Raw genomic sequence first — 12487 nt, 5'->3', positions numbered from 1 at the left:
TATCTAAGTTTTCAAATTTTCACATTTTTTTAATCAACAAATGGCAAATTTAAAGGAAATCCGTAATAGAATTACTTCCGTTTCATCGACGATGCAAATTACATCGGCTATGAAAATGGTTTCTGCAGCAAAGCTTAAGAAAGCACAAGATGCAATCACTGCGATGCGCCCTTATGCCGAGAAATTAACGGAGTTGTTACAAAACCTTTCAGCTACACTTGAAGGTGAAGTTGGAGGAGATTATACCACACAACGTGAAGTAAAAAAAGTATTGCTTGTTGCTATAACTTCAAACAGAGGTTTATGTGGAGCATTTAATACAAACGTAATTAAAGAAATTAAAAACAGAACTGCATTTTATGCCGGAAAACAAGTTGACGTTTTTGCTATTGGTAAAAAAGGAAATGATGTTTTAAGCAAAACACATAAGGTTCACGGTCACCATAATGCAATTTTTGACCATTTAACTTTTGAAAATGTTGCCGGAATTGCAGATAATTTAACTGAAAAATTCTTATCAGGAGAATACGACAGAATTGAATTGATTTACAATCAGTTTAAAAACGCTGCAACGCAAATTGTTCAGACAGAGCAGTTTTTACCATTAGCGCCAATTAAATCTGAAGTGCCTGTTTCAGCTGGAGATTATATTTTTGAACCTTCAAAAGAAGAAATCGTGTTGACTTTGATTCCTAAGTCATTAAAAACACAATTATATAAAGGTATTCGTGATTCATTTGCTTCAGAACATGGAGCGCGTATGACAGCAATGCATAAAGCAACTGACAACGCAACTGAATTAAGAAACCAATTGAAATTAACTTACAATAAAGCACGTCAGGCTGCTATTACAAACGAAATCCTTGAAATCGTTGGTGGAGCAGAAGCTTTGAACGGATAATTTATTTAAGACAATAAGCAAAAGAGCCGACAAGTAATTGTCGGCTCTTTTTATATATAGTAGTTTTAATTTTTTGAAGTAAAACTTATAAAATGGTGATTCTCAATTTATCCAAAACCGAGAATCAAGTACCATTTTATAAAATTATTTACAGATTTATCACTCTGTGGTGCTTTGTCTTTTATGGGAACAAACTAGCTTTATTAGTCCCAATGCTCTGTTTTTTTTAAGGGTTACATTTCAGCAGAATCAATCCCCGTGCTTTGTCTTTTATGGGAACAAACAAGCTTTATTAGTCCCAGGGCTCTGTTTTTTTAAGGGTTACATTTCAGCAGAATCAATCCCTGTGCTTTGTCTTTTATGGGAACAAACTAGCTTTATTAGTCCCAATGCTTTGCTTTTTTTGAAGGGTTGTATTTTAGCTTTCCTCATTCCCTTTGATACAAAGTTAATACAGAAGTACTTATAATTATTTATACAATTTTTATTCTTTATTATAGATTTCACATATCGCCTGTTTCTGAATTATATAAGAAGCAATAAAAAAATTGAGTATTTTTGAAACCTATATATTTAATACTATTCAATTGAACATAAAAGAACTTATAACAATCGAAGAAATGCTGGATCAAATTGAAACCATGAGATTTCTCTATCCTAAACTTTCTGTCGAAAAGTATAAAGAGTTTCTTTCTCAAATGGTTCCACACAATTATATTCAGATTGGAGTTTTTGAGAATGAAGTTTGTTTAGGAATTACAGGTTGCTGGTCGTCAACTAAATTATGGACAGGGAAATATCTTGAAATCGATAATTTTGTTGTAAATCCAGAACAGCGTTCTAAAGGAGTAGGGAAATTACTCACTGATTATATAGAGCAAAAAGCCATTGATCTGGATTGTAGCAGTATAGTCTTAGACGCCTTTACAGCAAATTTTGCAGCGCATCGGTTTTATTACAATCAGGGTTATGGGCCAAAAGGTTTTCATTTTGTCAAAATAATAGACGAAAATAAATTGACACAATAAAATTACCTCTAGTTTTTTTTATTGAACCAGCAAAATCAATAATAAACCAAAGAATTGGTTATTTTTGTTCTATAAACTTTATTACTTATATATTTTGGGATTATATAAAAATCTATTCAAACAAACCGCTATTTACGGTCTGGCGACTGTCCTGCCAAGAATGCTAAGTTTTTTATTAGTGAGATTGTACACCGGTATTTTACCAACGGCTGAATACGGTGAGGTTTCGATCGTTTTGTCCTGGATGGTTTTCTTTAATGTAGTGCTGTCCTATGGTATGGAAACGGCATTTTTTAGATTCTATAGTGCCGAAGAAGATAAGAAAAATGTAATTGCAACTTCGACGATTTCTATATTTTGGTCGTCTATTATTTTCTTATTTGCAGCATTAATTTTTAGAAACACGTTAGCAAGCCTTGCTGAAGTTGACGTACAATATGTTACCTATACCGTTTGGATATTGGTTTTAGACGCATTGGTTTTAATACCCTTTTCTAAATTAAGAGCCAATCAAAGGCCGATGGTTTATGCAGCTATTAAAATTGGAAACGTTGTAATCAATTTATTACTGAATATATTCTTTTTGATATATTTACCTAAATTGGCAGCGTCACATCCTAATTCAGTTTGGGATAATTTATATGTAGAGAATTTCCAAATCGCTTATATTTTCATTGCAAACCTACTGGCGAGTCTGGCTACATTTATTGTGCTTTCGCCAAACTATCTGTCATTAGGAAGAAAATTTGATCCGGTACTTTGGAAGAAAATGATGAAATACGGTTTACCAATTTTAGTTGCCGGACTTGCATTTGCAGTGAATGAACATTTTGATAAAATTTTACTAGGATACTTATTGCCTGAAAATCTTGCAAAATCAGAAGTTGGTGCTTATTCAGCATGTTATAAGTTAGGTTTATTTATGGTTTTGTTTGCTACTGCTTTTAGGTTAGGAATTGAACCTTTCTTTTTCAGTCATGCCAAAAGTGAAAATGCACCTCAGACTTATGCTGTAATTACAAAGTATTTTGTGATCCTGGGTTCCCTGATTTTATTGGGTGTTATTGTTTTTGCAGATGTTTTAAAATATCTTTTACTGGACAATAAATCCTATTGGGAAGCAATGAAAGTTGTACCACTTATTATTCTGGCAAATTTCTTTTTAGGAATTTACAACAACTTATCGGTTTGGTATAAATTAACAGACAAAACAAAAATAGGGGCTTACATTTCGATTGTCGGCGCTGTTATAACATTGGTCTTAAACTATTTTTTAATTCCAAAATACAGTTATTACGGTTCAGCGATCGCAACAATTTCTGCTTATGGGAGCATGATGCTGATATCTTATGTTTTAGGAAACAAATATTATCCCATACCTTATGATATGAACAAAATTGGAGCTTATTTAGGAATTTCAATTGTATTTTCGGCTATTTCATTTTATGGATTTAGAGAGAATTATTTTGTTGGAATCCCTTTATTTCTGGCATTCATCTATTTTGTATATCATAACGAAAAAACTACAATTAAAGGAATTATGAATAGATAGTAAGTTTGGTTTTATTCAATCTTGCTTTTTAATCTTTACAATAAAAAATGAAAATACAAATTATCAACAAATCACAGCACGCTTTACCTGACTATGAAACTATTGCTTCGGCAGGAATGGATTTACGTGCCAATTTAACGGAGTCTATAACCTTAAAACCATTAGGAAGAACCATTGTAAAAACGGGTCTTTTTATTGAATTGCCAATTGGTTACGAAGCACAGGTAAGACCACGAAGCGGACTGGCTGCAAAAAAAGGAGTAACCGTTTTAAATTCTCCGGGAACTGTTGATGCAGATTACAGAGGTGAAATAGGGGTAATTTTAGTAAATTTATCAAATGAAGAATTCGTAATCGAAAACGGAGAACGAATTGCACAATTGATCATTGCCAAACACGAAAGAGCTGAATGGATTGAAGTCGAAGAACTTTCAGAAACTTCAAGAGGCGAAGGCGGTTTTGGCAGTACAGGAGTGAAATAGTTTTTAGTAATCTGTTTGCACTTTGCTGTCTTTAAATTAGAGGAGATAAAAGGGAAAAATTTGTAAATTTCTATTTATCGGGATGGATATTTGCTATCAAAAAAGAACCAAATCAATGAAGATTTTTAAATCTTCCCGTAACAAATAAAATATAAAAATGAAAATAATCGTTCCAATGGCAGGTCGGGGATCTAGACTTAGGCCACATACTTTAACTGTTCCAAAACCATTAATTCCTGTTGCAGGAAAATCAATTGTACATCGTTTAGTCGAAGACATTGCTAAAATATTAAAAGAACCTATCGAAGAAGTGGCTTTTATTTTAGGAGATGCTGCTTTTTTTGGAGATGACCTTGTTGAAAGCCTGGAAGAATTGGCGGGAAGTTTGGGTGCAAAAGCTTCAATTTATCGTCAGGATTTACCATTAGGAACAGGCCATGCGATTATGTGTGCAAAAGATTCATTGTCCGGACCAGCAGTTATCGCTTATGCAGATACTTTGATCAGAGCTGATTTTGAATTAGATCCTGCAGCTGATGCTGTAATTTGGGTAAAACAGGTAGAACAGCCGGAAGCATTTGGTGTAGTAAAATTAAATGCTAATAACGAAATTATAGAATTGGTTGAAAAGCCAAAAGAATTCGTGAGCGATTTAGCCGTTATCGGAATCTATTATTTTAAAGAAGTTGGAGATCTGAAAAAAGAACTTCAGGGCGTTTTAGACAATAACATCCAAAATGGAGGCGAATATCAAATCAATGATGGAATCAAAGCAATGATGGCTAACGGTAAAGTTTTTAAAACCGGTAGTGTTGACGAATGGATGGATTGCGGAAACAAAGATGTTACAGTTGAAACAAATTCCAGAATGTTAGGCTTTTTACATAATGATGGTGAACATTTAGTTGATTATGATGTAAAATTAGAAAATTCAACAATTATCCCTCCTTGTTATATTGGTGAAAATGTAGTGTTGAAAAATGCTATAGTTGGACCAAATGTATCAATAGGAAAAGGGTGTCATGTTATTGATAGTACTATAAAAAACAGTTTAGTACAGACTTTTTCCCAAATAAAAAATGCTAACTTAGACAATGCAATGATTGGAAATCACGTTGTTTATGATGGCAAGTTTACCAGTATTAGCATTGGTGATTATTCAGTTTTAGAATAAATCAGGGTTTAAACAGATTCATTTTTGTTTAAACAGTAAATTTAAAAAATGATACCAAAAGGAGTTATAGTTGTTTTATTTTTCGTTTTGCTTGGCAATCCTGTTTCGGTTATGGCTCAGACTGAACCGGAAGATATTGCTATGGCAAAAGATGAATATCAAGACTCTTTTTACGAATCTTTGAAACAAAAAGGAATCGAAAACTATGATAAAGCTATCGTATCATTAGAAAAATGTATTAAGCTAAAACCTGATGATGCCGTCGCTTATTTTGAATTAGGAAAAAACTATCTGTCCTTAAAAGAATATCAAAACGCGCAGAATTCTTTTGAAAAAGCTACACAATTAGATCCAAAAAACAAATGGTATTGGTTAGGAATTTACGATGTAAGTTATGAAACCAAAAACTATGCTTTGGCAATTGAAACGATCCAGAAAATAATTTCTTTTGATGAAGAGTATAAAGATGATCTGATTTCGTTGTATATGATTACCAATCAATTCGATAAAGCGCTGGTGACGATCAATGAAATGAATGATAAATTCGGAAAATCAGAAGATCGTGACCGTTATAAACAGCAGATTTTATCCCAGGGGAAATATCAAAATGCAGAAATCACGAATTTGATAGATCAGATTAAAAAAAATCCAAAAGAAGAATCAAATTATGTAAACCTGATTTTTCTATATTCAAAAGCAGAAGAAACAGATAAAGCATTGGATGTTGCAAAACAATTAGCGAAGGAAGTTCCAAATTCAGAATGGGCCCAAGTCAGTATGTTCAAAGTTTATCTGGATGCAAATCAAGCCGATAAAGCTATTAAATCGATGAACGTGATTTTGTCAAGTTCTAAAATCGATTCCAAAATAAAACACCGGACGCTTAATGAATTTTTAATTTTTACGAATAAAAATCCACAATATGCACCAGATTTAGAAAAAGCGATTGCCTATTTTGACAACGATAAAGAGGTTGATGTTGCCAAAGAAATCGGAAAATTTTATCATAGCAAAGGCCAGTTTGAAAATGCAATTAAATATTATGAAAAAGACCTAAAAGCAAATTCAGATACGGATCGCGAAACCAATTTACTTTTATTGGAAGCCTATACTCAGGCCAAACAATTTGTGCCAATGACTAAAAGAGCAATGAATATGATTGAAGTTTATCCAAGTCAGCCTCAGTTTTATTATTATGCAGGACTAGGAAACAATCAGTTGCAACAATTTAAGAACGCAAAAACCGTTTTAGAAATGGGACTTGATTATGTTGTAGAAGATAAAACGCTCGAAGCAAATTTTAATATTCAATTAGGAGAGGCTTATAATGGTTTGGGAGATGCGAAGAAAAAAGAGGAATACTTTTTGAAGGCAAATGAATTATTAAAGAAAAAAAAGTAAGTTAGATGAAAAAATATATAGTACTAGCCTTGTTGCCGGTTGTTATGATTTCTTGTAAATCAAAAGCCGTTGCAGTACAAAATAATACCGGGATTAAAGAAATTTCCCCGAAAGAAGAAAAAAAAGTAATCGAGAACCATTATACCAATAAATTAGATTTTTCTACTTTATATATAAAAGCAAGTGCGAGATATGTTGATGAAAAACAAAGTCAGAATGTTACCGCAGAGATTAAAATCGAAAAAGACAAACAAATTTTAGTAAGTGTTCGTTTTCTCGGGATTACCATGGCAAAAGCATTGATTACGCCAACAGCGGTAAGTTATTATGAAAAAATAAACAGCACGTATTACGATGGTGACTTTACAAGCTTAAGCAAATGGTTAGGAACTGAATTGGATTATAGCAAAGTTCAGAACTTGTTAGTTGGGGAAGCATTAGATGATTTACGAAAAGGAAAATATACACAGACCATTGTAGAAAATCTTTTTCGCTTAGAAGATGAAAAAGAAACAAAAATTAAAAAAACATTCTTTTTAGATTCAGACAAATATTTGGTTCAAAAAGAAGAGATTTCGCAACCTGAAGAAAACAGAATGTTAGAGATTTTATATTCTGACAGTAAAGTTTTTAATCAGGGTACGCTTCCAACAGGAATTGAGATTAATGCAATTCAGCCAAAAGGAAAAACCAATATTAATTTAAATTATAATACAATTTCATTTAATGAAGAACTTTCTTTCCCTTATAGTGTGCCAAGTGGGTATAAAAAAGTTATAATTAAGTAAATTTGCAAAATAAAATATAAACATGCCAAAATTTCTCCTTAGCCTAATTTTAATCTGTGCCACTACTTTTGTATGGGCGCAAGATTCGCAACAAGAAAAACTGGAACAGCGCAAAGCACAAATTCAGCAGGAAATCAGGGACAACGAAAAAATGTTGCAATCTGTAAAGAAAAAAGAAAAATCAGCAGTAAATGTTTTCTTAATTCAGGCGAACAAAATAAAACTAAAGGAGAAGCTGATTAATACTACGGCAAAACAAGAAAAACTTTTAAGCAATGACATGTATATTAACCAGGTTCAGGTTAATAAGCTAAAAAAAGAGTTGGCGATATTGAAAGCAGACTACTCTAAAATGATTCTGAAATCATACAAAAGCAGATCTGAGCAAAGCAGAGCCATGTTTATTTTATCGTCAGAGAGTTTTTTACAAGCGTATAAAAGAGCTCAATATTTAAAACAATACACCAATTTCAGAAAAAACCAGGGTTTAGAAATTCAGTCTAAGACCGCACAACTAGTTGATTTCAATTCGAGACTGGATGGACAAAGAAAGGTAAAGAAAAAAATAATTGCTGAAAACGAAAAAGAAAAACAAAGCTTAGAAACTGAAAAACAAGAGCAACAAAAATTAGTTAACTCGATTAAAAAGGATAAAAACAAAATTATTGCCGATACAAAAAATAAACAACAGGAGGCTAAAAGAATTGACAGGCAAATTGATCGTTTAATTCGTGAGGCAATTGCCGAAGCCAATAGAAAAGCAGCATTAGAAAGAGCGAAGGAGAATCCGGGATCTACAGCTTCTACTGCACCGGTTTCTTCCTCAAAAATAGCCTTAACACCAGAAGGAAAAATATTAGCTGCTGATTTTAAGGCCAACAGAGGAAAGTTACCATGGCCTGTAGAAAAAGGATTTGTTTCACTTGGTTACGGAGATCAGCCCCATCCCGCTTATCCATCACTAACGGTTCATAATTCAGGAGTAGAAATTACTACAGAGCAAGGAGCAACAGCGCGTGCCGTTTTTGAAGGTGTAGTGTCAACAGTAATGGTTACATCTCCGGTAACAAGGGCAGTTATGATTCAGCACGGAGATTATTTCACCGTTTATCAAAATCTAAGTTCAGTATCTGTCGAGAAAGGGGATAAAGTAAATATAAAACAAAGTATTGGAAAAGTTAGAACCAGTGGTGATACAGGAAAAACAGTTATTAAGTTTTTAATACTCCAAAACACATCAAATATGAATCCGGAAGGATGGTTGCAAAACAGATAAATAAAAAATGGGAGCCTTTTAGCTCCCATTTTTTTTGACACTCTGGTTAGTCATATTGTTCTAAGAAATACTTTACGACATCTGTTGTCGTTACAATTCCCTTAAGTTCTCCGTCATCTACTACCGGTAATGCATGAAATTCTTCTTTTACAAATATTTCAGCCAAATCCCTGATAATAGTGTCTGATGATACTGTTTTTGGTTTTGAAGTCATAACCTGAGATATGGTAAGCATATCCAGAATTGCTTCATCAGCACCTTCTTGTCCTTCAAACAATGCTCCAAAAGTCAATCGGTTTATATCGGAGCGGCTTATGATACCAATTACCTCTTTGCCTTTAATAATAGGAATATGTCGAATTGTATTTTTCTTTAACTTTTCAACTACTTTTCTTAAATCGTCATTTTCGCTAGCCGTTATAACGCTTTTGGTCATAATGTGACTGATTGGTTCTCTCTTTTTCATAATAAATGTGTTGTTATATTTCTATCAAATATGTAAAACAATTCTGATAATAAATATGATTTTTATCATGGTTTTAGAAAAGAAGGACAATGAAAAAATGGTGTGTGTTTTAGTGAAAAAGCCTTAGAAATGGAATAAAAATAGTGTGAAATCCAAAAATCACGGTATTGTTCATTTGAAATTGTATCGATTGAAATTTAAAAATAGTATTTTTGCAGTATGGAAACAAATAGACAGAAAAAAATAGGCGGTGTCATCCAAAAAGATTTGGTTGATATCTTGCAAGGTGAAGTGCGAAAAAACGGGATTACAAATCTGGTAATTTCAGTATCCAAAGTTAGTGTTACTTCAGATTTATCTGTGGCAACAGTTTATTTAAGCATTTTTCCTCAGGACAAAGCCAAAGAAACTTTAGAAGGGATAAAATCAAATTCAACTCTAATTAAGCACGATTTATCGCAACGTGTACGTTTGCAATTGCGTCGTGTACCAAACCTGGTATTTTTTATTGATGACTCCTTAGATTATATTGAAAAAATTGATAATGCCTTATCAAACAGAGAAAACCCAATTGAAAACCGTGATCTTTTAGAAAAAAGAAGAAAATCATAAATTGAATTTCCCCCTTTACATAGCCAAACGTTATATTTTTAGCAGAAGTAAAAACAACGCTATCAATATTATCAATCGCATTGCCAGCATGGGAATTATTGTTGGCACAATGGCTTTGTTTGTCGTTTTATCTGTTTTTAGCGGATTAAAAGTTTTTAGTCTTTCGTTTACAAACGAAATTGACCCGGACTTAAAAATTACCAGTACCTACGGAAAATCTTTTTTGATAACACCTGAACAGGAAAATCAGATTAAAAATATTGAGGGAATTGCTTCCTACAGTAAAATTATTGAAGAACGTGTCTTGTTTTTATTTAAGGACAAACAGCTCGTAACCTATTTGAAAGGAGTTGACAGTAATTATACGGTCGTAAATGCTATTAAAAAAAAGCTTTTTAACGAAGAGGGAGAATGGCTGAAACCAGGTACCTATCAGGTTATTGTAGGTTACGGCATTGCAAGAGATTTTTCAATGGGCATTCTGGATTTCGAAAATCCCCTGCAAATATTTGCTCCTAAACCCGGAAAAGGCGCGATAGAAAATCCTGATGAAGCATTCAATAAAACAGATGTTTTGCCTGTTGGTATTTATTCTATAAGTGAAGACATAGATTCTAAGTACGTATTTGCGGATTTGGCTTTGGCACAGGAATTATTAATGTACAAGCCCAATCAAATTTCCGGAATCGAGTTTAAGCTCAAAGAAAATGCCGATGAAAATGCGGTCAATTCCAAACTTAAAACAATTTTCAATAATAAAATTACAGTAAAAAACAGGGCACAACTGAATGAGTCATTATATAAAATGCTCAATACCGAAAACATAGTAGTATATCTGATTTTTACCTTGGTTATTATTGTGGCACTTTTTAATTTAGTCGGAGCTTTGATTATGATGATTTTGGAGAAAAAAGGAAATTTAAAAACCCTTTTTAATCTTGGAACAGAAATCAATAGTTTACGTAAAATATTCCTGCTTCAGGGAACATTACTAAGCTTTTTTGGTGGCATAATTGGTCTTGTTCTGGGTATCATTTTAGTAGTACTACAACAACATTATCAACTAATTATGCTTACGCCAACCTTAGCATATCCTGTTGTTTTTACTTTTGAAAACGTGCTCATTGTAATGGGAACAATCGTTTCACTTGGTTTTGTAGCTTCTTTAATTGCCAGCAGCAGAGTAAGTAAAAAGTTATTGCTTTAATATTTCTTCCTAAAAAATATTACCTATATTTATGCTCTTAAAAACTACAGCATATGATTGTTTCTGCCTAATCCTAATTTTATTTTTCGAATAATTAGGATACTTATGTTTATTTTTCTTCAGTCTGGATTATTGAATCTGGACTTATTTTATCATTTATCCTAATACATCATGACAGAAACTATTATAAAGAAAAGTCTATTATCTAAAATTTTCACCACTTTAAAACAAGCTATCAAAGGAGATGAATCTTTTGATTACACCGTTGGCAGTATCAAAAAAGCCGTCATTTTATTAGCCATTCCGATGGTTTTAGAAATGATGATGGAATCTGTTTTTGCTTTGGTCGATTTATATTTCGTCGGACATTTAGAGCATAGCAGTTTTGCCATTCAAACTGTTGGTTTAACAGAGTCTGTGCTTACCATTATATATTCGGTAGCTATTGGAATGAGTATGGCAGCTACAGCAGTTGTCGCACGACGCATTGGCGAAAAAGATCCTGTTGCTGCTGCAAAAGCAGGAATGCAGGCTATTATTGTGGCATTTGCTATTAACACCATAATTAGTATTCTGGGCGTTATTTATGCCAGGGATATCTTGATTTTGATGGGTGCATCTCAGGATGCAGCAGAACACGGTTACATTTTTACCCAGATTATGATTGGCGGAAGTTTATGCATTATGCTTTTATTCCTGATTAACGGGATATTTCGTGGGGCAGGAAATGCAGCCATTGCGATGAAAAGTTTATGGCTGGCTAATATTTGCAATATCATTTTATGTCCAATATTGATTAACGGTTTTGGACCAATTCCTGCTTTTGGATTAACAGGTGCTGCCATTGCAACTACTTTAGGAAGAAGTATTGGGGTATTATATCAATTGTATCATTTGTTTTTTGGAAATGGTGCTTTAAAAATTAAACTTTCATATTTCATTCCCGATTTTGATCAGATAAAAGCATTAGTAAAAATTGCTGCTCCCGGAGTTTTGCAGTTTGTTATCGCTTCCTGCAGTTGGATTTTTCTGGCACAATTAGTTGCCACAACAGGTGGTGATCATGGTTCTGCAGGTTATCAGACAGCGCTTCGAATTATGATGTTCTTTATTCTTCCGGCCTGGGGGTTAAGTAATGCCGCAGCCACTTTGGTAGGGCAAAATTTAGGGGCAAAACAAATTGACCGTGCCGAAAAATCAGTTTATACAACCGCTAAATACAATGTCATTTTTATGGCAACGATCATGGTGATTACACTATGTTTTGGAAAGTATATTATCTCGTTTTTTACGAATGATGAATTGGTAAAAACAATCGCCGTCGAAGCTTTACAAATCATGAGTATCGGATTTATCTTTTACGGAATAGGAATGGTTTTGATCAATACTTTCAACGGAGCAGGAGATACCTGGACACCAACCGGAATTAATTTCTTTGGGTTTTGGCTGTTCCAAATCCCGTTAGCCTATGTATTGGCGAAACATTTTAATATGGGGCCAACAGGTGTTTTCATCGCAATTCCGGTTGCCGAAACAGCCATAACACTGGCGAGTATTTTCTTTTACAAAAGAGGGAAATGGAAACGTATTCAGGTATAAT

General features: G+C 33.4%; 12 protein-coding genes. 11 read left to right on the top strand and 1 reads right to left on the bottom strand.

From position 1 onward, the window contains the following. Positions 1 to 40 precede the first annotated feature (40 nt). From atpG to ACHRWY_RS09970, 8 genes are all read left to right on the top strand, one after another. The gene (gene atpG, locus ACHRWY_RS10005; RefSeq protein WP_395354245.1) at positions 41 to 901 is read left to right on the top strand and encodes an ATP synthase F1 subunit gamma; all 861 of its coding nucleotides are present in this window, start codon (positions 41 to 43) and stop codon (positions 899 to 901) included. Positions 902 to 1482: 581 nt separating this feature from the next. Further along, a complete protein-coding gene (locus ACHRWY_RS10000; protein WP_395354621.1) occupies positions 1483 to 1929 on the top strand; it encodes a GNAT family N-acetyltransferase in 447 nt (148 codons plus the stop codon). 94 nt (positions 1930 to 2023) lie between these two features. Continuing rightward, positions 2024 to 3481 carry a lipopolysaccharide biosynthesis protein gene (locus ACHRWY_RS09995; protein ID WP_395354243.1) on the top strand — a complete coding sequence of 486 codons (1458 nt, stop codon included), beginning with the start codon at positions 2024 to 2026 and terminating at the stop codon, positions 3479 to 3481. 47 nt (positions 3482 to 3528) lie between these two features. Next, the gene (gene dut, locus ACHRWY_RS09990; RefSeq protein ID WP_395354241.1) at positions 3529 to 3963 is read left to right on the top strand and encodes a dUTP diphosphatase; all 435 of its coding nucleotides are present in this window, start codon (positions 3529 to 3531) and stop codon (positions 3961 to 3963) included. 157 nt (positions 3964 to 4120) lie between these two features. Continuing rightward, positions 4121 to 5137, top strand: a complete 1017-nt coding sequence (locus ACHRWY_RS09985) for a sugar phosphate nucleotidyltransferase (RefSeq protein ID WP_395354240.1) — start codon at positions 4121 to 4123, stop codon at positions 5135 to 5137. 48 nt (positions 5138 to 5185) lie between these two features. Next, positions 5186 to 6538 (top strand): tetratricopeptide repeat protein, encoded by a 1353-nt coding sequence (locus ACHRWY_RS09980; protein WP_395354239.1) that lies wholly within the window; start codon positions 5186 to 5188, stop codon positions 6536 to 6538. Between the two features lie 5 nt (positions 6539 to 6543). Continuing rightward, a complete protein-coding gene (locus tag ACHRWY_RS09975; protein WP_395354238.1) occupies positions 6544 to 7326 on the top strand; it encodes a DUF4292 domain-containing protein in 783 nt (260 codons plus the stop codon). Positions 7327 to 7348: 22 nt separating this feature from the next. Next, positions 7349 to 8602, top strand: a complete 1254-nt coding sequence (locus tag ACHRWY_RS09970) for a murein hydrolase activator EnvC family protein (RefSeq protein ID WP_395354236.1) — start codon at positions 7349 to 7351, stop codon at positions 8600 to 8602. Between the two features lie 46 nt (positions 8603 to 8648). Here ACHRWY_RS09970 and ACHRWY_RS09965 read toward each other — a convergent pair whose 3' ends face one another. Beyond that, the gene (locus ACHRWY_RS09965; protein WP_395354235.1) at positions 8649 to 9068 is read right to left on the bottom strand and encodes a CBS domain-containing protein; all 420 of its coding nucleotides are present in this window, start codon (positions 9066 to 9068) and stop codon (positions 8649 to 8651) included. Positions 9069 to 9287: 219 nt separating this feature from the next. Between ACHRWY_RS09965 and rbfA the strand changes: the two genes are divergently transcribed. From rbfA to ACHRWY_RS09950, 3 genes are all read left to right on the top strand, one after another. Continuing rightward, on the top strand, positions 9288 to 9680 hold the full coding sequence (gene rbfA / locus ACHRWY_RS09960; RefSeq protein ID WP_041519807.1) for a 30S ribosome-binding factor RbfA: 393 nt from the start codon (positions 9288 to 9290) through the stop codon (positions 9678 to 9680). Between the two features lies 1 nt (position 9681). Beyond that, entirely contained in the window at positions 9682 to 10887 is a 1206-nt protein-coding gene (locus tag ACHRWY_RS09955; RefSeq protein ID WP_395354233.1) for an ABC transporter permease, read from the top strand. Positions 10888 to 11058: 171 nt separating this feature from the next. After that, positions 11059 to 12486: an MATE family efflux transporter gene (locus ACHRWY_RS09950; protein WP_395354231.1), complete on the top strand. Its 1428-nt coding sequence runs from the start codon at positions 11059 to 11061 to the stop codon at positions 12484 to 12486. Position 12487 lies beyond the last annotated feature (1 nt).

This window comes from Flavobacterium sp. FlaQc-48 (assembly GCF_044007335.1).
In the GTDB taxonomy this organism is placed as follows: Bacteria; Bacteroidota; Bacteroidia; order Flavobacteriales; family Flavobacteriaceae; genus Flavobacterium.
Note: the sequence above shows the minus strand (reverse complement) of the source record. Positions and strands in the feature narration are given on the sequence as shown.